Source organism: Tabrizicola soli (assembly GCF_015999335.1).
Lineage (GTDB): Bacteria > Pseudomonadota > Alphaproteobacteria > Rhodobacterales > Rhodobacteraceae > Tabrizicola > Tabrizicola soli.
In genome coordinates this window covers 126362-148538 of sequence record NZ_JAEACP010000004.1, presented here as the reverse complement: position 1 = coordinate 148538, position 22177 = coordinate 126362, and the positions used below count along the sequence as shown (strand labels likewise).

General features: G+C 69.4%; 21 protein-coding genes. 7 read left to right on the top strand and 14 right to left on the bottom strand.

The window, feature by feature from the left end; translation table 11 throughout:
* Positions 1-27: 27 nt before the first annotated feature.
* Positions 28-921: a zinc ABC transporter substrate-binding protein gene (locus I7S92_RS04875; protein WP_197642362.1), complete on the bottom strand. Its 894-nt coding sequence runs from the start codon at positions 919-921 to the stop codon at positions 28-30.
* A 65-nt stretch (positions 922-986) separates the two neighbouring features.
* Between I7S92_RS04875 and I7S92_RS04870 the strand changes: the two genes are divergently transcribed.
* From I7S92_RS04870 to I7S92_RS04855, 4 genes are all read left to right on the top strand, one after another.
* The gene (locus tag I7S92_RS04870; protein ID WP_197642361.1) at positions 987-1502 is read left to right on the top strand and encodes a Fur family transcriptional regulator; all 516 of its coding nucleotides are present in this window, start codon (positions 987-989) and stop codon (positions 1500-1502) included.
* Positions 1499-2257 (top strand): ATP-binding cassette domain-containing protein, encoded by a 759-nt coding sequence (locus I7S92_RS04865; RefSeq protein ID WP_197642360.1) that lies wholly within the window; start codon positions 1499-1501, stop codon positions 2255-2257. Before I7S92_RS04870 ends, I7S92_RS04865 begins: the two co-directional genes overlap by 4 nt.
* On the top strand, positions 2250-3032 hold the full coding sequence (locus I7S92_RS04860; protein ID WP_197642359.1) for an iron chelate uptake ABC transporter family permease subunit: 783 nt from the start codon (positions 2250-2252) through the stop codon (positions 3030-3032). The genes I7S92_RS04865 and I7S92_RS04860 overlap by 8 nt, the downstream gene beginning before the upstream one ends.
* 92 nt (positions 3033-3124) lie before the next feature.
* Entirely contained in the window at positions 3125-3976 is an 852-nt protein-coding gene (locus I7S92_RS04855) for a hypothetical protein (RefSeq protein WP_197642358.1), read from the top strand.
* A 27-nt stretch (positions 3977-4003) separates the two neighbouring features.
* Here the strand turns inward: I7S92_RS04855 and speB are convergent, their stop codons facing one another.
* Entirely contained in the window at positions 4004-4978 is a 975-nt protein-coding gene (gene speB / locus I7S92_RS04850) for an agmatinase (RefSeq protein WP_197642357.1), read from the bottom strand.
* The gene (locus I7S92_RS04845) at positions 4975-5643 is read right to left on the bottom strand and encodes a phosphoribosyltransferase (protein WP_197642356.1); all 669 of its coding nucleotides are present in this window, start codon (positions 5641-5643) and stop codon (positions 4975-4977) included. Before I7S92_RS04845 ends, speB begins: the two co-directional genes overlap by 4 nt.
* A 285-nt stretch (positions 5644-5928) precedes the next feature.
* Here I7S92_RS04845 and I7S92_RS04840 point away from each other — a divergent pair, with 285 nt between their 5' ends.
* Positions 5929-8427 (top strand): GcvT family protein, encoded by a 2499-nt coding sequence (locus I7S92_RS04840; protein WP_197642355.1) that lies wholly within the window; start codon positions 5929-5931, stop codon positions 8425-8427.
* Here I7S92_RS04840 and I7S92_RS04835 read toward each other — a convergent pair.
* Positions 8424-8759: a YciI family protein gene (locus tag I7S92_RS04835; protein WP_197642354.1), complete on the bottom strand. Its 336-nt coding sequence runs from the start codon at positions 8757-8759 to the stop codon at positions 8424-8426. The two genes, I7S92_RS04840 and I7S92_RS04835, sit on opposite strands and share 4 nt — an antisense overlap.
* A 99-nt stretch (positions 8760-8858) precedes the next feature.
* On the opposite strand from I7S92_RS04835, the gene I7S92_RS04830 reads away from it, so the two are divergent.
* Positions 8859-9164: a hypothetical protein gene (locus tag I7S92_RS04830; protein WP_197642353.1), complete on the top strand. Its 306-nt coding sequence runs from the start codon at positions 8859-8861 to the stop codon at positions 9162-9164.
* Here the strand turns inward: I7S92_RS04830 and I7S92_RS04825 are convergent.
* From I7S92_RS04825 to xdhA, 10 genes are all read right to left on the bottom strand, one after another.
* Positions 9161-9937, bottom strand: a complete 777-nt coding sequence (locus I7S92_RS04825; RefSeq protein ID WP_197642352.1) for a glycoside hydrolase family 25 protein — start codon at positions 9935-9937, stop codon at positions 9161-9163. The two genes, I7S92_RS04830 and I7S92_RS04825, sit on opposite strands and share 4 nt — an antisense overlap.
* A gap of 67 nt (positions 9938-10004) precedes the next feature.
* Positions 10005-10349 carry a carboxymuconolactone decarboxylase family protein gene (locus I7S92_RS04820; RefSeq protein WP_197642442.1) on the bottom strand — a complete coding sequence of 115 codons (345 nt, stop codon included), beginning with the start codon at positions 10347-10349 and terminating at the stop codon, positions 10005-10007.
* A gap of 69 nt (positions 10350-10418) precedes the next feature.
* Entirely contained in the window at positions 10419-11495 is a 1077-nt protein-coding gene (locus I7S92_RS04815; RefSeq protein ID WP_197642351.1) for an NAD(P)/FAD-dependent oxidoreductase, read from the bottom strand.
* A gap of 97 nt (positions 11496-11592) precedes the next feature.
* Positions 11593-12684, bottom strand: a complete 1092-nt coding sequence (locus I7S92_RS04810; RefSeq protein WP_197642350.1) for a BMP family ABC transporter substrate-binding protein — start codon at positions 12682-12684, stop codon at positions 11593-11595.
* 48 nt (positions 12685-12732) lie between these two features.
* On the bottom strand, positions 12733-13665 hold the full coding sequence (locus I7S92_RS04805; protein WP_197642349.1) for an ABC transporter permease: 933 nt from the start codon (positions 13663-13665) through the stop codon (positions 12733-12735).
* Positions 13665-14744 (bottom strand): ABC transporter permease, encoded by a 1080-nt coding sequence (locus I7S92_RS04800; RefSeq protein ID WP_197642348.1) that lies wholly within the window; start codon positions 14742-14744, stop codon positions 13665-13667. Before I7S92_RS04800 ends, I7S92_RS04805 begins: the two co-directional genes overlap by 1 nt.
* A gap of 176 nt (positions 14745-14920) precedes the next feature.
* Positions 14921-16447, bottom strand: a complete 1527-nt coding sequence (locus tag I7S92_RS04795) for an ABC transporter ATP-binding protein (protein ID WP_197642347.1) — start codon at positions 16445-16447, stop codon at positions 14921-14923.
* Positions 16444-17547 (bottom strand): xanthine dehydrogenase accessory protein XdhC, encoded by a 1104-nt coding sequence (gene xdhC, locus I7S92_RS04790; protein ID WP_354001301.1) that lies wholly within the window; start codon positions 17545-17547, stop codon positions 16444-16446. The genes I7S92_RS04795 and xdhC overlap by 4 nt, the downstream gene beginning before the upstream one ends.
* Entirely contained in the window at positions 17540-19960 is a 2421-nt protein-coding gene (xdhB, locus tag I7S92_RS04780; RefSeq protein ID WP_197642346.1) for a xanthine dehydrogenase molybdopterin binding subunit, read from the bottom strand. The genes xdhC and xdhB overlap by 8 nt, the downstream gene beginning before the upstream one ends.
* The gene (gene xdhA, locus I7S92_RS04775) at positions 19957-21333 is read right to left on the bottom strand and encodes a xanthine dehydrogenase small subunit (protein WP_197642345.1); all 1377 of its coding nucleotides are present in this window, start codon (positions 21331-21333) and stop codon (positions 19957-19959) included. The genes xdhB and xdhA overlap by 4 nt, the downstream gene beginning before the upstream one ends.
* Positions 21334-21613: 280 nt before the next feature.
* Between xdhA and I7S92_RS04770 the strand changes: the two genes are divergently transcribed.
* Entirely contained in the window at positions 21614-22150 is a 537-nt protein-coding gene (locus I7S92_RS04770) for a DUF2269 family protein (protein ID WP_197642344.1), read from the top strand.
* Positions 22151-22177 lie beyond the last annotated feature (27 nt).

Genomic DNA, 22177 nt, shown 5'->3' with positions numbered 1-22177 from the left:
ATCACCCACCCTACAGGTCCGCCCATCTTACTCGCCAAGACAGGACGCGATCGTCCCGGCCATCCCGGTCAGCAGCGCCGCATAGGCCCCCGGTCCCGGCTCCAGCGACGAGCCGACCGGATCCAGCGCCCCGCCGATCTTCACCCCCGTCCCCTCGGCCATCCGCTCGATCAGCGCCGGGTCATGCTGCGCCTCGGGGAAGATGCAGGGGACCTCGCCCGCCTCCAGCACCGCCCGCAGGTCCTGCAACCGTGCCGCGCCGGGCGCGGCCGCATCGCCAAGCGCCACGCTGCCCGCGACATCCAGCCCGTAATGCGCGGCGAAATAGCCATAGGCGTCGTGGAAGGTGACCAGCGGCTTGCCCTTGACCGCAGCCAACCGTGCCGCGATCCCGGCATCCAGCTCCTTCAGCTGCCCCGCCGCCTGCGCCGCATTGGCCGCATAGGCTCCGGCATTCTCCGGGTCCAGCCGCGCCAGTTCCGCCGCGATCAGGTCCAGCCAGACCAGGCCGTTGCCTGGGTCCAGCCAGGCATGCGGATCCATTCCGGCGTGATCGTGGCCTTCATGCTCCCCCCCATGCGCTGCGTCCGCGCCATATTCCCGCAGCGCGGTCCCTTCCGCATCCAGCAGCCCCAGCGCCGCCGCGCCCTCGGGCCGTGTCTTCAGTGCGCTGGCCAGCCAGGGCGTCAGTTCCGGCCCGATCCAGACCACCAGATCCGCATCCGCCACCGCCCCCGCCTGGCTGGGCCGCAGTTGAAAGTCATGCTCGTCCGCGCCCCTGGCCAGCAGAAGGTCCGGTTGCCCCAGATCCCCCATCACCTGCGCCACCAGCGCATGGACCGGCGGGATGTCGGTCACCACGCGCGGGACCTCGGCCATGGCAGGGGCGCTGGTCAACAGCAGAGTTATGATATAACGCATGGCGGAGCCTTCCATCTGGTTCGGGGAAGGTCTATGTATGTAATATCATAACAGGTCAAGCCCCGATGCCCCAGACCCATCCCCCCGACTGTCCCGGTTGCGCTGCGCCGGATCTCGCCTTCGCGGCGCATGACCATGCCCATTGCGCCGCCGATGCCCTGGCCCGGGCCGAGGCCGTCACCGCGGCGAACAACAGCCGCCTCACCCCCGTCCGCCGCCGCGTGCTGGAGATCCTGCTGGAAGATCACCGCGCGCTGGGGGCCTATGACGTGCTCGCCCGCCTGGCGGCCGACGGCTTCGGCAACCAGCCCCCCGTCGCATATCGCGCGCTGGAATTCCTTGTCGAACAAGGCCTTGCCCACCGCATCCAGCGCCTGAACGCCTTTACCGCCTGCGCCCATCCCGGCGAGGCGCACGCCCCCGCCTTCCTGATCTGCCGTGCCTGCCATTCCGTCGCCGAGGCCGAGGCCGCCCCGGCTCGCGAGGCCCTTGACCGTGAGGCCGGCCGCCTGGGCTTTGCCATCGAACGCACCACGCTCGAGGCCCTCGGCCTCTGCCCCAGCTGCAAGGCTGCCGCATGAGTCTCGTCACCGCCAGCCACATCTGCGTCCGCTTCGGTGCCGAGGAGGTCCTGCACGACGTCAGCCTGTCCCTCGCCCCGGGCGAGATCGTGACCATCCTCGGCCCGAACGGCTCCGGCAAGTCCACGCTCCTGCGCGCGCTTCTCGGCATCGTCCCGGTGGCCGAGGGCAGCGTCACCCGCGCGCCAGGCCTGCGGCTGGCCTATGTGCCGCAGCGCCTGATGATCGACCGGACCATGCCTATCACCGTGCGTCGCTTCCTGTCGCTTCCCGTCCGCACCACCGACACGGCGGCGGCCGAGGCGCTGGCCCGCGTCGGCATGGCGGGGCGCGAGGCCGACCAGATGACCCAGCTGTCCGGCGGCCAGCTTCAGCGAGTCCTTCTGGCGCGGGCGCTTCTGGGCCAGCCGCAGGTCCTGATGCTGGACGAACCCACCCAGGGGTTGGACCAGCCCGGCGAGGCCGCCTTCTACCGCCTGATCGAGGAGGTCCGCCACGACACCGGCGCCGCGATCCTGATGGTCAGCCACGACCTGCATGTCGTTATGGCGGCATCGGACCGGGTGATCTGCCTGAACGGCCATATCTGCTGCGAGGGAACACCCCGCGTCGTCTCGACCGCGCCGGAATACCGCGCGCTCTTCGGCCTGGGGACGCAAGGCGCGCTGGCGCTCTACCGGCACGAGCACGACCACGACCACCCGGCCGACGAGCCGCATCCCCACCACCATCACCACGACCACCACCATGCTTGACGACTTCCTGACCCGCGCCGCCCTGGCCGCGACCGGCCTCAGCCTCGCGACCGGACCCCTGGGCTCCTTCGTCGTGTGGCGGCGGATGGCCTATTTCGGCGATGCCACTGCCCATGCCGCCATCCTCGGCGTCGCGCTGGCGCTGGCCACCGACCTGCCCATCGGCCTTGGCACCCTTGTCGTGGCGCTGGCCATGGCCGTCACCGTCGCCGCGCTTTCGTCGCGGGGCTGGGCGATGGACACCACGCTTGGCGTCCTTGCCCATTCCGCGCTGGCCTTCGGGCTGGTGGCGGTCAGCTTCTTCCCCACCGTCCGCACCGATCTTTCCGCCTGGCTCTTCGGCGACATCCTCGCTGTCAGCCGCACCGATCTTGCCGTGATCTGGGGCGGCGCGCTGCTGGTCCTGGCGCTTCTGGCCTGGCGCTGGCAGGCGCTCCTCACCGCCACGCTGAGCGAGGATCTCGCCCATGCCGCCGGCATCCGCCCGGATCGCGAGCGTCTGGTGCTGGTGATCGCACTCGCCCTGGTCGTCGCGCTGGCGCTCAAGATCGTCGGTGCGCTGCTGATCGCCGCCATGCTGATCATTCCCGCCGCCGCCGCGCGCGCCCTCGCCCGCACGCCCGAGGCGATGGCGCTCGGCGCGGTGGTGATCGGCATGGTCGCGGGGCTGGGCGGGCTTGGCCTCTCGCTCTGGCAGGACACGCCGGCCGGGCCGTCGATCATCGTCGTGGCCTCCGGCCTCTTCGCCCTGACCGCGCTGCGGCAGAGGGGATAAGACGGGCAGGGCGGCAAATTGCCCGCCCTCTGCCCGAAGCTTGCCAGAATTCGCCGCCAAGCCTTTGAAAGACAACCTGGGAACGTACCGCCTTGTTGCGCCTGATCCGTATCGTGGTTTTCCTTGTCCTGGGGGTGAGCGGCTTTCTCGCCCTCGACTACTCCCTGTCCGGCCGCTGGACCGGGCGCGCGGTCGAGGGGCTGACCTTCGCCGAATACCTGCGCGCCATGATGCCCCTGCCGCGCGGGGCGGACCGCCCGCAGGGCCTTCAGGCGATGCTGCCGAAGCCGCCCGAAGGCTGGACCGTCCATCCGACCGAACCCGGCGATCTCGACGCTTTCCTGCCTGCAGACCGCACCTCCCTGCCGGACGAGGTGCTGGCCCTGCTTGAGGCCGGCGCCGCCCCGAATCCCGGCAGCGGCGTCCAGACCGCGATCCTCACCTACAAGCGGGGAGGGCGGCAGGTGATCGTCCAGGCCATCCGCCATCCCGCCCCGCCCCTGGCGCAGATGCCCCTTTCCGACGCCATCCCCCTGACGCCCGCCATGACCGTCCGCGGCCTTGACCTGGCCGAGGCCGCCTTGCCCGGATCCGCCCGCGCCCGGCTGTTCCTGGCCGATATCGGCGGGCAGATCCGGCTCAACCTCCTGGTCTCCGCGCGGATGAAGGACCGGGATCTGGTTCCCTTCCTCCAGACGCTCGATGTCGCGGCGTTGAATGACAGCGTCTTCGACCGGCGGCCGGGCCTGGGCCAGGTGCCGATGATTGTCCTCGCCTCGGCCCTGGGCAAGGAGGCCCGCGCCGCGTTCGAGGCCGACGTCGCCGCGCGTGCGGCCGCGCGCCCGACGGCAGAGCCTGCGACGGCAGCCGCCCCCCGCGACCGGGGCGGCAGTCTCTTCGGTACGATCTTCGGCTGGGACGGGGCCGAGGCCGCCGCGCGGTAGCCCCCGGCTGTCCACGCCGATTGGGTCCTAGAAACGCAGCCCCGAAAAGCGCGACGGCGCCTGCGGCACGCCCGGCAGGACGCAGAGCATCTCGTACAAGAGGTTCGCCCCGATCAGCGCCGTATTGCCCGACGGATCCCAGGGCGGCGAGACCTCGACCAGATCGCCGCCGACGATCTTCAGCCCGGCGCAGCCCCGGATGATCTCCAGCGCCTGCCAGGTGGTCAGCCCGCCCGGCTCCACCGTGCCCGTGCCCGGCGCGAAGGCCGAATCCAGGCTGTCGATGTCATAGCTGAGATAGACCGGCGCATCCCCGATCCTTTGCCGGACGATCTCCATCAGCCCGGTCAGCGACTTCCACCAGCATTCCTCGGCCTGGACCACCGTCCAGCCCTGGCCGCGCGCCCAGTCGAAATCCTCGGGCGCATAGCCGGTGCCGCGCAGCCCGATCTGGAACACCTTGTCATTCTGCAGGCAGCCCTCTTCCCAGGCCCGGCGGAAGGGGCAGCCATGCGCGGCCGTCTCTCCGAACATGGTCTCGTTGATGTCGGCATGGGCGTCGACATGGATCAGCGCGACCGGCCCGTGCCGTTCCTTCATCGCGCGCAGGATCGGCCAGGTCAGCGTGTGGTCGCCGCCCAGGGTCAGCGGGATCGCGCCCTGCGCCAGCACCTGCCGGTAGTGGTCGGCGATGATCTCGACCGATTTCTTCAGGTCGAAGGTGTTGATCGCCACATCGCCCAGGTCCGCCACCTGCAGATGGTCGAAGGGCGCCGCCCCGGTCGCCATGTTGTAGGGCCGCAGCATCCGGGACTCGTCCCGGATCTGGCGCGGCCCCAGCCGCGTGCCCGGCCGGTTGCTGGTGCCATGGTCCATCGGAATCCCGATGAAGGCCACGTCCAGCCCCTCGGCGGTGGCGGCGGCAGGCAGCCGCATCATCGTCGCGGGCCCGCCGAAGCGCGGCATCTCGTTGCCGCCGAGCGGCTGGTTGAACTGGCTCATGTCTCTCCTCCTGTCGGCCCGGGCTGCGGCCCGGCGGTGAGGATAGCCTGCACATCGGCATCCTCAAGCTGCGGAAAGCTGGCGTAATGCCGCCCGACCGCCGTGAACCCCGCCGGCGCCCGCAGGCAGACCACCCGGTCCGCCAGCCGCCCCAGCGCCTCCAGCGTGTCGGGGGCCGCGACCGGAGCCGCCACGATCACCTCGGCCGGACCATCGGCCCGCACCGCCCCGATGGCGGCCCGCATCGTGGCCCCGGTGGCGATCCCGTCATCCACCAGGATCACCCGCTTGGCCCGCAGCGCCCCCGGCTGCAGGCGCGAGCCCCAGAGCGCGCGGCGGCGCCGCAGTTCCGCCCGCTGCGGGGCCGCGCGCGCCTCGATCCCGGCCCGGTCGAGGCCGCAGAGGCGGACCAGTTCGTCGTTCAGAACCATGGTCCTGCCCTCCGGCCCGGCAATCGCCCCCAGCGCCAGCTCGGGGTTTCCCGGCATGCCGATCTTGCGCACCAGGACGATGTCCAGCGCCGCCCCCAGCGCCCGCGCCACCTCATCCGCCACCGGCAGCCCCCCGCGCGGCAGGCCCAGCACCACCGTATCCGTCCCCCCGAAGGCAACCAGCCGCTCGGCAAGCGCGCGCCCCGCAGCGCGGCGGTCGGCAAATGGCTCCATCTCCTCCTCCTCCCGGCCCCTCCTCGTTCGACTTCGTCTCCTCGTCGGCGCGCCGCGAGGAGTGACGAAGTCATCGACGAGCGAATCCCGGCGCCCACCGGACAACCTCAGCCAGCACGGCTCTTGCGCCGGAATCAGGTTACCCTCCCGCTCCGTCCTCTCAAGCCGGCAAAGCCCGCCCTTCGCGGAAAGGCATGTCGTTTTCTGACGCCAAATGTCGGGCAGACTTGCCCGGTTTGCCGCGCCTCTGTCAGATAGGGGCAAACCATTGCGGGGAGTCCCAGAATGAAAACCCACGTGAAAGCCCTTGTCGTCGGCGGCGGCGCAGTCGGCACCGGGATCGCCTATCACCTGGCCAAGGCCGGCTGGGACACCATGCTGGTCGAACGCGACGAGCTGACCTCCGGCTCCACCTGGCACGCCGCCGGTCTCCTGCCGCTCTTCAACATGAGCTATGCGACGACCCATATCCACAAGTATTCGGTCGACTTCTACAAGGGGCTGGAGGCCGAGACCGGCCTCAACGCCGGTTTCTACGTCGTCGGCAACCTGCGGATGGCGCAGCACCAGCAGCGGATGGACGAGTACATGCTCTACTCCTCCGTCGCCGAAACCGCCGGGGTCTACCACGAATTCCTGACGCCGAAGGAGATCAAGGAGCGCTGGCCGCTGGTACGCACCGAGGACCTGATCGGCGCGCTCTACCACCCGCAGGACGGCTACATCAACCCGGCCGACGTGACGCAAGCCATGGCCAAGGGCGCCCGCCAGCACGGCGCGACCATCGAACGCAAGGTCCAGGTCGACGGCTACCGCTGGACCGGCAGCGAATGGATCGTCTCCTGCACCCGGCTTGAAGAACGCGGCGGCAACCTCGTCGCCACCGACGACAAGTTCGACATCACCGCCGAACATGTCGTCACCGCCACCGGCAACCACGCCCAGCGCACCGCCAAGCTCCTCGGCATCAAGACCCCCGCCGTCGTGGTCGAGCACCAGTATATCGTGACCGAGCCCGACCCCGCCCTTGTCGAATGGCGCAAGACCAACCCGCAGCATCCGGTCCTGCGCGACGCCGACGCCAAATGGTATGTGCGCGAGGAACGCGGCGGCTGGATCCTTGGCCCCTACGAAAAGGGCGCCCCCGCCCGCTTCCAGTACGGCGTCCCCGACAGCTTCCGCGCCGACCTGTTCCCGCTCGACCTCGAACGGATCGAGCAGGAATACATGTCCTTCATCCACCGGATTCCGTCCTCGGAAACCGTGGGCCTCAAGGACGATTACAACGGCCCGATCTGCTATACCCCTGACGGCAACCCGCTGGTCGGCCCCGCCCCGGGCCTGCGCAACATGTGGCTGGCCGAGGGCTTCTCCTTCGGCATCACCGCCGCGGGCGGCACCGGCTACTACCTCGCCCAGCTGATGACCCAGGGCGAGGCCGAGATCGACATGGCCTCTCTCGACCCCAAGCGCTTCGGCGGCTGGATGACCACGGAATACGCCTCGCGCAAGAACGAAGAGTGCTACGACCACGTCTTCATCCTGCACCACCCGGACGAAGAGCGTGAAGCCTGCCGCCCGCTGCGCACCGCCCCGGCCTATGACCGCCAGAAGGAGATGGGCGCGCAGTTCGGCCAGGTGAACGGCTGGGAACGCCCGAACTACTACGGGCCGAAGGACGCCCCCGCTGACTTCGACCACAATAGCCGCAGCTTCCGCCGCGGCGCCTGGTGGCAATACGCCAAGGCCGAGGCCGAAGCGGTGAGGAACACGGTGGGCATCATAGACGCCTCGGCCTTCACCAAGCACCTTGTCCGGGGTCCGGGTGCCACCGCCTTCCTCGACCACTTCACCTGCAACAAGCTGCCGAACGTGGGCCGGATCAACCTGACCTATGCCCTGACCGACCACGGCACGACGCGGATCGAATACACCATCGTCCGCCTGAAACAGGACGAATACTACCTGATCTCCGCCGGGGCCTGGACCGCCTATGACTACGACTTCCTGCAGAAATCCGCCGACGACTGGATGGCCGCTGGCAAGGGCGCCATCGACATCCATGACGTGACGACGCAATGGGGCGTCTATGCGCTGGCCGGCCCGAACGCCCGCGCCCTTCTCAAGGACATCGTCAAGGACGCCGACCCCGACACCGTCCTTGGCAACAAGCGCTTCCCCTGGCTGTCCTACCGCGACATCGAACTGGGCATGTGCCCCGTCCGCGCCGTCCGCGTGGCCTATACGGGCGAGCTTGGCTGGGAGTTGCACTACCCGATCGAATTCGGCCGCTACCTCTGGGACCTGCTCTGGTCGGTCGGCGCCAAGCACGGCCTGAAGGGCGTCGGCGCCCGCGCCCAGAACTGGTTGCGGCAGGAAAAGAGCTACCGCGCCTTCGGCAACGAGCTTGGCCGCGACGCCACGCCCCTGGAAGCCGCGCTCGACCGCTTCGTGGACCTGACCAAGGACTTCCGCGGCAAGCAGAAGATGCTGGACACCGGCATCCGGTCGAAATGCGTGACGCTGCTGATCGACGGCCCGTCGGATGCCGACCCCTGGGGTAAGGAAGCCCTCATCCATGACGGCATCAAGGTCGGCCGCCTGACCTCCGGCGGCTACTCGGTCGCCTTCGGCAAGCAGATCGGCATGGGCTATGTTCCGGCCGAACTGGCGGAACCGGGTCAGAAGCTGAAGGTGAAGATCCAGCTCAAGGAATGGGACGCCGTCGTCACCGAGGACAGCCCCTTCGACCCGACGAACGCGCGGATCCGCGTGGACGCTTAACCGTTCTGCTCCCTGAGCGGCCAGACTTCCACCACCCCATGCGCCACAGCGCATGGGGTTTCGCTTACCAGGGCGATGGCCTCCTCCAGGCTCTCCGCCTCGATCAGCCCGAAGCCCGCGACCGGCAGGGCCGAGGCCAGGAAGGCCCCCTCGGTCACTTCCACCCCCGAGCTTTCCGGATTGCGCACCTGCACCGGCGCGCCCGCGATCCCCGTCACCGCGCCCCGCGCCACCAGCCGGGCATCCGCCGCATGGGCCGCCGCGCGCAGGTTCTCCGGCGTGCGGTCATAGCCCGCACGCGTGCCGTATCCGATGGTCAGAAACCGCGCCATGGCCGCGTCCTCCTCGGGGTTTCAACCCTTCGGCTCCGCTTCGGTTCCCGTCTTGAAGCCGTGCCCCGCAACCTCCATCTCTTGCCCTCGGGAGGAATCATGGGCCCACGCGAACGCAGGTTTCAACGGCAGTTCGACGCGCTGGAGCGGATGGTCCCCGTCCTGCGCGGCCCGATGTCCACATTGCGCCGCGACAGCTGGTTTCCGATCCGCTTCCCGCTCGCCCTGATCCTGATCGCCGGCGGCTTCTTCGCCTTCATGCCCGTGCTCGGCGTCTGGATGCTGCCCCTCGGCCTTCTGCTTCTGGCCGTGGACCTGCCGATCCTGCGCGGGCCGATCTCGGTCCTGATGATCCGCTGCCGCCGCCGGGGCAGGGCCCTGCTGCGCCGCTGGCGCAACCGCTAAAGCGCGCGTGCGCCCAGCCAGCGCGCCCAGTTCGCCTTGGACCCGGCGAAGACGTTGATGTCCACCTTGCCCGCGATCCCCGGCACCACCCCGGTCGAGGTATACTGCCAGAAGCTCCAGTCCTTGCCGCCATAGACCTCGCCCGGATGCCCCGCGACCGAGCGCAGCCAGAACTCGGCCCCGCCCAGCCGCCAGAGCTCGGTATCCTCGTAGAAATCCACCGTCGTATAGATGATCGGCCGCTGGCCGTAATGCCGCGCCACGATCTCCATGAAGATCCGCGCCTCTTCGCGGATCGTGGCCCCGTCGCGGCGGATGGTGCAGGTCGGGCTGGTGGGCGTCCATTCCATGTCCAGGACCGGGGGCAGGGCGCCCGGCACCTTGGGCACATGCCGGATGAACCACCGCGCCTGCTCGGCCGCCGGGCGGCAATGGTAGAAGAAATGGTAGGCCCCGCGCTTCACCCCCGCCCGTCCGGCCGTGCGCCAGTGCGACTCGAACATCGGGTCCAGCATGTCCCCGCCTTCCGTGGCCTTGATGAAGGCGAAGTTCACCCCGTTGGCCCGCGCCGTGGTCCAGTCCACCTGGGTCTGGAACCGCGACAGGTCCACCCCATGCACCGGATAGCGGTCCGGGGACCGGCCCGTCCAGTCGGTCGGATCGGCGTCGCTGAAGTTCGAGGAGGTGACGGTGATCGTCTCCTCCTGCGCCTGGCGTGAGGTGCCGCCGCAGGCGGCAAGCAGCAGGACGAGAAGCAGGGGAAGGGTGCGCATGGCGCAGATGCTGCCGCGCCGCGCGCCGCCTGTCACGCGGGATTTTCGCCCCTCGGCGGAAACCCCGTCACGCCGCCCTGGCCGCCAGCTCGTCCCAGCAGGCCAGCGCGTGCCCGGCATACATCAGCCCCGGCCCGCCGCCCATCTGCACCGCCATCGCCAGCACGTCGCCCAGCTCCTCGCGCGTGGCGCCCGCCTTCATCAGCGCCTCGACGTGAAAGTTGATGCAGGGCTCGCAGCGCAGCACGACCGACATGCCAAGCGCCACATATTCCTTCTCCTTCACGCCCAGCGGCCCGTTGTCCTTGACCGCCTTCGAGAGCTGGGCAAAGCCCTTCGCCGTCTCGGGCATCAGCGCGTTCAGGGCGCGCAACTCCTTGCGCATCCCGCTGATCTTTTCCTGATAGCTCACATCGCTCATCGCGGCCTCCTTTGTCGCGCCCAATTGGCACGGGCGGCGGAGGCCGCGCCTTGACCTGCCTCAACCGAAGCGCGACGGCGACAGCTGCGCGACCAGATCCGGCTCCAGCTCGGGCGCGCGGCCCCCGATCAGATCCGCCGCCAGCCGGCTGGCCGCCGGGCAGGTCTGGAAGCCATAGCCGCCCTGGCCCGCCAGCCAGAAGAACGCGGGCTCGCGCGCATCCGGTCCGATCACCAGCACCCGGTCGGGCGAGAAGGTGCGCAGACCCGCCCAACTGGCCAGCAGCCGCGTGACCGGCTCGGTCACCATCTCCTCATAGCGCGCCAGCCCCTCGGCCAGGACCATGTCGTCGGCCCAGGCGTCATGCGGCTCCATCAGGTCCTCCTCGGCGGGCGAGACGATCAGCGCCCCCGCGTCCGGCTTGGCATACCAGTCCTCGCCCGGCCCGAACATCATCGGCCATTTGCCCACATCATGCCCGCCCGGCGCCGGGATCCGCGCCATCGACCTGCGGTAGGGGGTGAAACCCAGCGGCCGCACCCCCGCCAGCGCCGCCACCTGGTCCACCCAGGCCCCGGCCGCGTTCACCACCATCCGCGCGGTGAACTCCCCCGCGGCCGAGGACACCCGCCATCCAGCGCCGTCCTTCGCAATCGCCGTCACCTTCGCCTTGGTCAGCACCTGCGCTCCCCGCCCCCTGGCCTCACGGGCGAAGCCCTGGACCAGAAGGTCGGTATCCACATCCTCGGCATGGGCGGCATAGCCCGCCAGCGCCACGGTCTCGGGATTCAGGATCGGCACGATCCGCCGCGCCTCCTCGACGCTGATCGGGTCGAAGGCCATCGCTTTCAGGTCATGTCCGAAGGCCTCCCCCGCCCCGGCCTTTCCCACCAGCAACAGCCCGCGCGGCGAAAGCACCCCCGGCAACGCCCGGAAATGCGCCTCCGAGGCCATCGACAACCCCACCACCGCAGGCGCGCCATAGCGCGGCTCGTACAGCGCCGCCGAGCGGCTGCTGGCATGATGCGCCAGCCCGTCCTCCGCTTCCAGCAGGATCACCCGCCCCAACTCCGACAACCGCGCCGCCGCCGAGATCCCGGCGATCCCGCCGCCGACGATCAGAAAATCCGCGTCCATCCCGTCCCTCCCGATACGGAAAGGGGCACGGGAAACCCCATGCCCCTTCCTCTTGGCTCAAATACTCAAAGATGTGGGGGGCCGAAACCCCCGTCGGTCACTGCGGAATGTCGCCGGTGATCCCTTCGACGTAGAACCCCATCCCCAAAAGGTCGCCATCCGGCGCGGTCGCGCCTTCCGCCAGCCAGGGCGAGCCGTCCTGCTTGTTGATCGGCCCGGTGAACGGGTGAAGCGTGCCCGCCCCGATCGCATCGCGCAGGGCTTCCGCCTCGGCCTTGACCTCGGCCGGGATCGCCTCGGTGATCTCGCCGATCTGCACCTCGCCGCCGCCGATGCCGGCCCAGGTGTCCTTCTGCTCGTAGGTCCCGTCCAGCAGCGCGCCGACCCGCTCGACGTAATAGGGCGCCCAGTTGTCGATGATCGAGGTGACGCGCGGCGTCGGCATGTATTCCGGCACCGCCATGTCCGAGGCCTGACCGAAGCCGATCACCTTGCCGCCGGTCTTGGCGGCCTCGGCCAGGGGCGCGGTCGAATCGGTGTGGCTGGCGATCACGTCGACGCCCTGGTCGATCAGCGCCTTGGCGGAATCGGCCTCCTTGGCCGGGTCGAACCAGGTGAAGGCCCAGACCACCGACAGCTGGACGTCCGGGTTCACCTTCTTGGCGGCCAGGTAATAGCTGTTGATCCCCATGATCACCTCGGGGATCGGGAAGGACCCGATATAGCCGATCTTGTTCGACTTGGTCATCCGCCCCGCGATCAGGCCTTCCACCGCGCGGCCCTCGTAGAAGCGCGCGTTGTAGGTCGAGACGTTCGGATGCTCGCGCTTGAAGCCGGTGGCATGTTCGAACTTCACGTCGGGGAACTTGGCGGCCACGGCGTTCGTCGCATCCATGTAGCCGAACGAGGTGGTGAAGATGATGTTGCAGCCGCCCAGCGCCATCTGGGTCAGCACCCGCTCGGCATCGGCGCCCTCGGGCACGTTCTCCTGATACTGGATCTCGACCTTGTCGCCGAACTTCTCCTGCACCGCCAGCGCGCCCTGATGGTGCTGGTAGGTCCAGCCGCCATCGCCGATCGGGCCGACATAGACGAAGCAGGCCTTCACCTTGTCCATGCCTTGCGCGAAGGCGCCCGAGGCCAGCATCAGCCCCATCGCCGCGCTTGCCAGCAGAGTTCTCCGTTTCATCTTCTTCTCCCCTTGGTGGCGGAACCCTCCGGCCCCGCGGTATCTGCCTCAGCGCGAGGCGTGAAAATTCTGTCCCAGCGCGGCGGGCGCGCCATTGGCCTTGCCCCGCCGCCCGGCCGACATGACGACCAGCACGAGGATGGTTATCAGATAGGGGGCCATGGACAAGTACTCGACCGGGATGCCGGACCCGGCGACCTGCAGGTTCAGCTGCAGCACGGTGATGCCGCCGAACAGCCAGGCCCCCAGCAGCACCCGCCAGGGCCGCCAGCTGGCGAAGACCACGATCGCCAGCGCGATCCAGCCCGCGCCCGAGGTGATCCCGTCCACCCATTGCGGCACCCGCGCCAGGCTGACATAGGCCCCGCCGATCCCCGCCATCGCCCCGCCGAAGGCGATGCACATCAGCCGGATCCGGTTCACCTTGTAGCCCAGCGCATGGGCGGCCTCATGGCTTTCGCCCACCGCCCGGATGACCAGCCCGACGCGCGTCGCCTTCAGCACCCACCACAGCACCGCCGTCATCGCGATGCTGAAATAGACCACCCAGTCATGGCCGAAGAGGATCGGCCCCACCACCGGCAGGTCCGCCAGCGCATCCGGCAGCAGCTGCCCGGTCGCAGGCGGCTTGATCCCGTTGTAGCCCTGCCCGCCCAAGGAGGAGACCCCCAGCCCGAACAGCGTCAACGCCAGCCCCGTCGCCACCTGGTTCGCCAGGAAGACCTGCGTCAGGGCCGCGAAGATCAGGCTCAGCGCCGCCCCCGCCACCGCCCCGCCGATGAAGCCCAGCACCGGGCTTCCTGTCTGGACCGCCACGACGAAGCCGCCGAGCGCGCCGATGATCATCATCCCCTCGACGCCCAGGTTCAGCACGCCCGAGCGCTCGACCACCGTCTCGCCCAGCGCCGCCAGCAGGATCGGCACCGCCGAGGCCATCAGGGTCGCGATCAGGATGACCGGATTGATCCCACCGAAATCCATCACAGCGCTCCCACAGCCAGCCGGAACCGATAATTCGTCAGCACATCCACCCCGAGAAGGAAGAACAGCAGCATTCCCTGGAACACCTGGATCGCCGCATCCGGCAGGCCCAGGTTGGTCGAGGCCATCTCGCCGCCGACATAGGTCAGCGCCATCAGGAACCCGGCCAGCACGATCCCCAAGGGGTTCAGCCGCCCCAGGAAGGCCACGATGATCGCCGTGAACCCGTAGCCGGTGTTGAAGTCGATGCTGATCTGCCCCGCCGGTCCCGTCACCTCGAACATCCCCGCCAGCCCCGCCAGCGCGCCCGAGATCCCCATGCACAGGACCACCAGCCGCGCGGGCGAGACGCCATGGAACCGCGCCGCCCTCGGGGCCTGCCCGGCCAGCCGGATCTGGAACCCCGCCTGGTGCCGCGTCAGCAGCACCCAGGCCAGAACCCCCGTCACCAGCGCCGCGACCCCGCCCCAATGCAGGCCCAGCGGCTCATACAGGAAGGCGTTCTGCGCGGCAGGATAGCCCGAGAAATTGCGGCTCCCCGGAAATCCCATCCCCTCGGGGTTCTTCAGGAACCCGGTCGAGGCCTTGGCCAGGATCGTCTCGGCCACATAGACCAGCATCAGGCTGACAAGGATCTCGTTGGTGTTGAACCGCGTCTTCAGGATCGCCGGGATCATCGCCCAGAGCCAGCCGCCGAAGGCCCCCGCGACGATCATCACCGGAAAGATCCAGCGGCTTTCCGTCGGGAATACCGCCAGCCCCACCGAGGCGCCGAAGATCGCGCCCATGATGTACTGGCCCTCGGCCCCGATGTTCCAGATCCCGGCCCGGAATCCCAGCGCCAGGCCGATCGCGATCAGGATCAGCGGCCCCGCCTTCACCAGAAGCTGCCCGCGCAGGTAGAAGGCGAATTCGCCGAACATCGGGTCCCAGAAGATCGTGCGGATCACCTCGACCGGGTTCTTCCCCATCGCCGCGAACAGGATTCCGCCCGCGATCATGGTCAGGATCACCGCAACGGGAGGGGTCGCGTAAAGCCAGAACCTGCTCGGGGTAGGGCGCTTCTCAAGCCTCAGCACGACCGGCCCCCATTTTCTGTCCACGAATATCCCGGGGGGCTTGGGGGGCTGGCCCCCCATTCCGGCGGCTCGGCAGTCGCGCCGCCGCGCGTTCGCACCTGACGCCGCAACCCGCACCTCCCCTCCCCCTCCGTGGGGAGGGGCCGGGGGTGGGGGGCATCCGGCCCGTGACCAATTCAGCCCGCATGATGCGCGACCTCCATCCCATGCGCCCCGCCCATCATCAGGCCGATCTCGTCCATCGTCAGCCCCTCGGTCGGCCGGGGCTTCGTCAGCCGCCCCTCGTTCAGCACCGCAAAGCTGTCCGACACTTCCAGCAGCTCATCCAGATCCTGGCTGATCACCACCACCGCCGCGCCTTCGCCCGCCCGGTCCAGGATGCTCTGCCGGATCGAGGCCGCCGCCGCCGCGTCCACCCCCCAGGTCGGCTGGTTGATCACGATCACGCCCGCCCCCTGCATCAACTCGCGCCCCATGAGGAACTTCTGCAGATTCCCCCCGGACAGCGCCCGCGCCGCCACATCCGGCCCCGGCGTGCGCACGTCATAGGCCGCGATGATCTCCTCGGCAAAGGCCCGCGTGCCTGCCCAGTCGACGAATCCGTTCCGTGTCAGCTCCTTGCGTACCCCCGCCGTCAGGAAGGCATTCTCCACCAGGCTCATGTCCGGCGCCGCCGCATGGCCATAGCGATCCTCCGGCGCCGCCACGAGGCCCGCGCGCCGCCGCTCCACCGGCCCCAGGTCGCCCACCGGCCGCCCCGCGACCCGCACCTTGTCCGCTGCCGCCTTCAACTCGCCCGAAAGCGCCAGCAAAAGCTCGTCCTGCCCGTTGCCCGCAACGCCCGCGATCCCCAGCACCTCGCCCTTCGCCACCGTGAAGCTGATCCCTTTCAGGCTGGTCCCGAAGGCGATCGGAGAGTCCACCGACAGGTCCGAGACCCCCAGCGCCACCTCGCCCTTCGCCGCCACCCGCCGCTCCGGCGTCTTCAGGCTGGCACCCACCATCAGCTCCGCCATCTCCCGCGCCGTGCGCTCGCGCGGGGTGCAACTCGCCACCACCTTGCCGCGGCGCAGGATCGTCGCCTCGTCGCAGAGGCTCCGGATCTCCTCCAGCTTGTGGCTGATATACAGGATCGCCGTCCCCTCGCTGCTGAGCTGCCGCAGCGTCTTGAACAGGATCTCCACCTCCTGCGGCGTCAGCACCGAGGTCGGCTCGTCCATGATCAGAAGCTTCGGATCCTGCAACAGGCAGCGGATGATCTCCACCCGCTGCCGCTCGCCAGCCGACAGGTCGCCGACCATCCGCGAAGGGTCCAGCGGCAGCCCGTATTCCTCGGACACCGCCCGGATCCGCGCCGCCAGCTCGCGCATCGGCGGCGGGCTCTCCATCCCCAGGGCCACGTTCTCCGCCACGTTCAGCGCCTCGAACAGCGAGAAATGCTGGAACACCATCGCCACGCCCAGCCGCCGCGCCTCGGCCGGCTTCGTGGGCGCATAACCCGCCCCGCGCAGCGTCATGGTCCCGCTGTCCGGCCGGATCAGACCATAGATCATCTTGACCATGGTCGACTTCCCCGCCCCGTTCTCGCCAAGGAGGGCATGGATCTCCCCCTCGCCGATCGAGAACGACACGTCCGAATTCGCCACCACCCCCGGATAGGCCTTGGTGATCCCCTCGACCCGCAACAACTCCGGCCGCGTCATGCCCGCTTCTCCCCCACCGCCACCTTGGGCGCGCGGAGCATCTCCGCCACCACGCCAATCGCAATCGCCTGCGGATGCTTGCCCAGCGCCGGATCGCCGATCGGACAGCGGATCCGCCCCACCGCCCGCGCCTCATGCCCCAGCGCCTTCAGCCGCGACCGGAACCGCCCCCATTTCGTCGCCGAGCCGATCAGCCCCAGCCCCCGGAATCCCCGGCCCAGCAACCGATGGCACAGCTCCAGATCCAGTGCATGGGAAAACGTCAGCACCAGATGCTCCGCGTCCGGCGGGGCGTGATCCGCCACCAGAGCCGGATCACCGGCCGGAATCACCGTCACCCCCTCCGGCACCATATCCGGAAACCGCTCGGCGCTCACATCTACCCAGGTCACCGCAATCCCCGGCAGGGGCGCCAGCACGCTGACCAAGGCCCGCCCCACATGCCCCGCGCCCCAGATCCAGACCTGCCGCTCCGCCTCCATCACCGGCTCCACCAGCCAGCCGCCAACCAGGCCGGGCGCGGGCCGCAGGCCCTGCCCCCGCGCCGCCGCCAGGATGCGCTTCACGGCCAGCGGCATCTGCCCCGGCCCGCGCAGGACGACGCCCGCCACCGCTTCCGGAGGCGTGTCGAAGATCTCGGTCCACAGCACCACCGCCCCGCCGCAGCATTGGCCAAGGTTCGGGCCGAGCGCGACCCGCTCGATGCGGGCCCCCCCACCCCATCCCTCCCCCGCGCGGGGGGAGGGAGGCGCCTCCATGGCAGCGCCGCGCTCGATGAGAGGCGCAACAGACCCCCTCCCCCCTCCATGTGGGAGGGATGGGATGGGGGGGCTCGCCATCGGACGCTCGCCCCCGGTCGCCGAAAGCGCCTCGCCACTTCCCGCGCAGGACAACGGGCTCGACGCCAGCATCCCGCGCGCCTTCGCCGCCGCCTCGAACTCCAGCGCCCCGCCGCCGATGGTCCCCGACTGGCCCCGATCCCAGACCAGCATCGACGCCCCGACCTCGCGCGGAGACGACCCCTCCACGCCCGCGATCACCACCCGGGCCACGCGCCCATGCGCCTGCAAGGCCGCCGACAATGACCCAAGGTCAAACACCCTCGACCCTCCGCACCGCCATCAGCACCCGCTCCGCCGTCGCCGGGGCATCCAGCGCCGGATAGACGCCGCCATCCCCGCAGGCCGCCACCGCATCCGACAGCGCATACAGCGCCGAGATGCCCAGCATGAACGGCGGTTCGCCCACCGCCTTCGACTTGCCGACCGAGTCCTCGCGGTTGGGCTTGCCCCAGAGCTTCACCCGGAAATCCCGCGGCCGGTCGGAGCAGGCCGGGATCTTGTAGGTCGAGGGCGCATGCGTCGCCAGCCGCCCCTTGCCGTCCCAGACCAGTTCCTCGGTCGTCAGCCAGCCCACGCCCTGCACATAGGCGCCCTCGATCTGGCCAATGTCGATCGCCGGGTTCAGGCTGGTCCCCGTGTCATGCAGAAGATCCGCCCGCAGCACCCGGTTCTCGCCGGTCAGCCGGTCGATCACCACCTCGGTCACCGCCGCGCTATAGGCGAAATAGAAGAACGGCCGCCCGGTGCCCTTGACCCGGTCCCAGACGATCTTCGGCGTGGCGTAATAGCCGGTCGAGGACAGGCTGACGCGCGCCTGATAGGCCCAGGCCACCACCTTCTCCCACTCGTAGACCGCGTCCGCGACCCTCACCGTCCCGTCGACGAAGGTCACGGCAGAGGGCTCCGCCTGATGCTTCTCGGCGATGAACTCCGCCAGCCGCGCCCGGATCGTCTCCGCCGCCGCCTTCGCCGCCATCCCGTTCAGGTCCGACCCCGACGACGCCGCGGTCGCCGAGGTGTTCGGCACCTTCCCGGTATCCGTCGCGGTGATCTTCACCTTGCCCACGTCGAGGCCGAAGACCGAAGCCGTCACCTGCGCGACCTTCTGGAACAGCCCCTGTCCCATCTCGGTCCCGCCATGGTTCAGCGCGATGGAGCCGTCCTGGTAGACATGCACCAAGGCGCCCGCCTGGTTCAGCCAGGTCAGCGTGAAGGAAATCCCGAACTTCACCGGCGTCAGCGCGATCCCCCGCTTCAACACGGGCGAGCCCGCATTCCACGCCGCGATCTCCGCCTTCCGCGCCCGGTAATCCGAGGTCCGCTCCAGCTCCGCCACCAGCTCATGCCCGATGAAATCCTCCACCGGCATGTGGTAGGGCGTCGTCTGCACCGCCCCATCCGCCGGCAGGTCATGCGACCCCACCGGCAGCGCCGCGCCCCGGGAGGTCAGGTCCACCTCCTCACTCCCGCCTTTCATCTTTGCGGAAATATCCTCTGGGGGTCCGGGGGGCGAAGCGCCCCCGGGGGCAGCCATCCCGCGATAGAAGTTGGCCCTGCGCACCTCCAAGGGTTCCCGCCCCACCACAAAGGCCACGTGATCCAGAACCCGCTCGATCCCCACCATCCCCTGCGGTCCGCCGAAGCCGCGATAGGCCGTTGCGCTGCAGGTGTTGGTCTTCAGCCGGTGGCTCTCGATCCGCACATGCGGCAGGTGATAGCAGTTGTCCGCATGCAGCATCGCCCGGTCCGCCACCGGCAGCGACAGGTCCTGCGACCAGCCGCAGCGGAAAAGATGGGTGAACTCCAGCCCGAGAATCCGCCCCTGCTCATCCACCCCCGCCCGGTAGAGTATGCGCAGGTCGTGCCGCTTCCCGGTGATGACCATGTCGTCATCGCGGTCGTACCGCATCCGGCAGGGCCGCCCGGTCCGCCGTGCCGCGACCGCACAGGCGATGGCCAGCGCATTCCCCTGGCTTTCCTTGCCGCCGAAGCCGCCGCCCATCCGGCGGACCTCCACCCGGACCGCGCTCATCGGCAGGTGCAGCGCATGGGCCACCTTGTGCTGCACCTCGGTCGGGTGCTGGGTCGAGGAATGCACCACCATGTCCCCGCCTTCCTGCGGGATGGCGGCGGCGACCTGGCCCTCCAGGTAGAAATGCTCCTGCCCGCCGACCTCGAACGACCCCTCGACCACCTGGGGCGCTGCCGAGATCGCCCCAGCCGCATCGCCCTTGGCCCAGATCACCGGCCCGCCCTCGAAGCGGCTGTCCGCCGCCAGCGCCTCGTCCACCGTCAGCAGCGCCGGCAGCTCGCGATAAGAAATCTTCCCCAGCCGCGCCGCCTTCCGCGCCGCGAGGTGGCTATCGGCGATGACCAGGAACACCGGCTGGCCGACGTAATGCACCCTCCCCACCGCCAAGAGCGGCTCATCCTCGGCCGAGGGCGAGCAATCCGGCATCTCCGGCAGATCCTCCGCCGACAGCACCGCCACGACGCCCGGCGCGGCCCGCACCGCCGACAGGTCGATCCCGGTGATCTCGCCATGCGCCACCGTCGACAGCCCGAAGGCCAGATGCAGCGCATTGGCCACGGACAGGTCGTCGATATACCGCGCCTGCCCCGTCACATGCAGCGGCGCCGCGTCATGCGGCAGGGCTTTCCCCATGCTCATGGTAACACCTCCAGCACCGACACGCCCACTCCGTTCAGCTCATGGAAATAGCGCCGCAGCAGGTTCTGCGCCGTCAGCATCCGGTAGCCCGCACTCGCCCGCATGTCCGACAGGGGCGTGAAATCCCCCGCCATCGCCGCCGCCGCCGCCTCGACCGTCGCCTCGGACCAGGCCATGCCGAGCAAAGCCGCCTCGGCCGCAAGGGCCCGCTTCGGCACCCCCGCCATGCCCCCGAACGCGATCCGGGCCGCCGTCGCCACGCCCCCCTCGACTGTCACGTTGAAACACCCGCAGACCGCCGAGATATCCTGGTCGAACCGCTTCGACACCTTGTAACACCGCAGGGCAGGGGCCTGTTCCGGGAAGGACACTCCCGCCACGAACTCGCCCGTCCGCCGGTCCTGCTTGCGATACTCCAGGAAGAAGTCCTCCAGCGGGATCGACCGCATCTCGTCGCCCCGCCGCAGGTGCAGCGTCGCGCCCAAAGCGATCAGCGCCGGCGGCCCGTCCCCGATCGGAGAGCCATTGGCGATGTTCCCCCCGATCGTCGCCGCGTTGCGCACCTGCGCCGAGGCAAAGCGCCGCAACATCTCGCCGAACGAGGGGATGCGCTCCTTCACCGCCTCGCGCAGGGCGGCAATCGTCACGCCTGTCCCCACATGCAGCTGCCCGCCCTGCACCTCGATCGCCTGCAGGTCCTTCACGCCGCCCAGGAACGCCACCGGCGCCAGCTCGCGCAGCTGCTTGGTCACCCAAAGCCCCACATCCGTCGCCCCGGCCACCAGCACGGCCTCGGGATGCGCCAGATACCACTCCGCCAGTTCGTCCGAGCCCTCGGGCCGGAACGCCCCCGCCTCCCCGGCCGCGAAAGCCGCCACCGCCGCCCGGTCCGTCCGCATCCACTCGGGCACCGGCTCTCCGGCCGCCACTTCCGCCGCCCGCACGATCGGCGCATAGCCGGTGCAGCGGCACAGGTTCCCCGCCAGCGCATCGTCATGCACCCGGTCGCCGTTCAGATGCGCCACCGCCATGCTCACGACAAATCCGGGAGTGCAGAATCCGCACTGGCTGCCATGCTGCGACACCATCGCCGCCTGCACCGGATGCATCTCGCCCGAGGGCCCCGCGATCCCCTCGACCGTCCGCACCGCCTTGCCATGCAACTGCGGCAGGAACAGGATGCAGGCGTTCAGCGCCCGCGATCCCTCCGCATCGGTCACCATCACCGTGCAGGCGCCGCAATCGCCCTCGTTGCAGCCCTCCTTGGTGCCGCTCAGGCCCCGGTCCTCGCGCAGGAACTCCAGCAGGGTCCGCGTCGGAGCTTCCCCCGCGACACGAACCGGCGTTCCGTTCAACAGAAACGCTACGCTCATCCGTCTGTCCGCCGCCTTCTCCCCGTTCTGGGCATTCTGCGTGGCCGCCCGATGCGGCGTAAAGCGGGCCACGCGCCCATTGTTCTTGCCTCCATCAAGCAACCCGGCCCGAGTCAAGGCAAGCTCAAACTATCTGCCAAAAGACGAAGCTGCTATCCGCATTTGCCGAAAGTCCGCGCGAACGCGCCGGATGACGCGGGGTAAGGCATACCTTACTCGCGCTAACATTCACCCGGCTCTATGCGAAGCGCATTATTTGCACAGGAATGGATTTCTCCCCATGGACTACCTTTCGCTCTTGAAATTCGCACATGTCATCGCCGCCGTCCTCTGGGTCGGCGGCGGTTTTACCATCATCCTCGCCAGCACCCTCCTCGCCCGCCGCAGCCCGGCCGAGGCGCAGCTGGCCGTCGTCCGCGCCACCACGCTGCTTGCGCCACGCCTCTTCATCCCGGCCAGCGTCTTCACCCTCGCCTCCGGGGTGGCGCTGCTCTTCCTCGCCGGCTGGGGCTGGCAGCCCTTCACCACCCTCGGCCTTGCCGGCGTGCTCTTCACCTCCACCTTCGGCGCCACGGTCCTCGGCCCGTCCTGCGAGGCCGCGCTGAAGACCGCCGACACCCGGGGGGCCGAGGCCGCGATCCCCGCGCTGCGCCGCGTCCGGCGGCTGGCGGTGATGGACTATGCGGTCCAGTTCGCCATCGTCTTCCTGATGGTGGTGAAACCCGGCTGGCAGGACATCGCGATCTTCGCAGGCCTCGCCGCCGTGATCGCCGTGGCCAGCCTCGCCGCCCTGCGACCGATGCCGCGCCTGGCCTGACGACCCTTCACACGACGCGCCGGGCCG

What these genes read in the sequence shown, in the direction of transcription:
- I7S92_RS04875 (WP_197642362.1), bottom strand. Translation starts at nt 921, where the DNA reads ATGCGTTATATCATAACTCTGCTGTTGACCAGCGCCCCTGCCATGGCC.
- I7S92_RS04870 (WP_197642361.1), top strand. Translation starts at nt 987, where the DNA reads ATGCCCCAGACCCATCCCCCCGACTGTCCCGGTTGCGCTGCGCCGGAT.
- I7S92_RS04865 (WP_197642360.1), top strand. Translation starts at nt 1,499, where the DNA reads ATGAGTCTCGTCACCGCCAGCCACATCTGCGTCCGCTTCGGTGCCGAG.
- I7S92_RS04860 (WP_197642359.1), top strand. Translation starts at nt 2,250, where the DNA reads ATGCTTGACGACTTCCTGACCCGCGCCGCCCTGGCCGCGACCGGCCTC.
- speB (WP_197642357.1), bottom strand. Translation starts at nt 4,978, where the DNA reads ATGAGCCAGTTCAACCAGCCGCTCGGCGGCAACGAGATGCCGCGCTTC.
- I7S92_RS04845 (WP_197642356.1), bottom strand. Translation starts at nt 5,643, where the DNA reads ATGGAGCCATTTGCCGACCGCCGCGCTGCGGGGCGCGCGCTTGCCGAG.
- I7S92_RS04840 (WP_197642355.1), top strand. Translation starts at nt 5,929, where the DNA reads ATGAAAACCCACGTGAAAGCCCTTGTCGTCGGCGGCGGCGCAGTCGGC.
- I7S92_RS04835 (WP_197642354.1), bottom strand. Translation starts at nt 8,759, where the DNA reads ATGGCGCGGTTTCTGACCATCGGATACGGCACGCGTGCGGGCTATGAC.
- I7S92_RS04830 (WP_197642353.1), top strand. Translation starts at nt 8,859, where the DNA reads ATGGGCCCACGCGAACGCAGGTTTCAACGGCAGTTCGACGCGCTGGAG.
- I7S92_RS04825 (WP_197642352.1), bottom strand. Translation starts at nt 9,937, where the DNA reads ATGCGCACCCTTCCCCTGCTTCTCGTCCTGCTGCTTGCCGCCTGCGGC.
- I7S92_RS04815 (WP_197642351.1), bottom strand. Translation starts at nt 11,495, where the DNA reads ATGGACGCGGATTTTCTGATCGTCGGCGGCGGGATCGCCGGGATCTCG.
- I7S92_RS04810 (WP_197642350.1), bottom strand. Translation starts at nt 12,684, where the DNA reads ATGAAACGGAGAACTCTGCTGGCAAGCGCGGCGATGGGGCTGATGCTG.
- I7S92_RS04805 (WP_197642349.1), bottom strand. Translation starts at nt 13,665, where the DNA reads ATGGATTTCGGTGGGATCAATCCGGTCATCCTGATCGCGACCCTGATG.
- I7S92_RS04795 (WP_197642347.1), bottom strand. Translation starts at nt 16,447, where the DNA reads ATGACGCGGCCGGAGTTGTTGCGGGTCGAGGGGATCACCAAGGCCTAT.
- xdhB (WP_197642346.1), bottom strand. Translation starts at nt 19,960, where the DNA reads ATGAGCATGGGGAAAGCCCTGCCGCATGACGCGGCGCCGCTGCATGTG.
- xdhA (WP_197642345.1), bottom strand. Translation starts at nt 21,333, where the DNA reads ATGAGCGTAGCGTTTCTGTTGAACGGAACGCCGGTTCGTGTCGCGGGG.
- I7S92_RS04770 (WP_197642344.1), top strand. Translation starts at nt 21,614, where the DNA reads ATGGACTACCTTTCGCTCTTGAAATTCGCACATGTCATCGCCGCCGTC.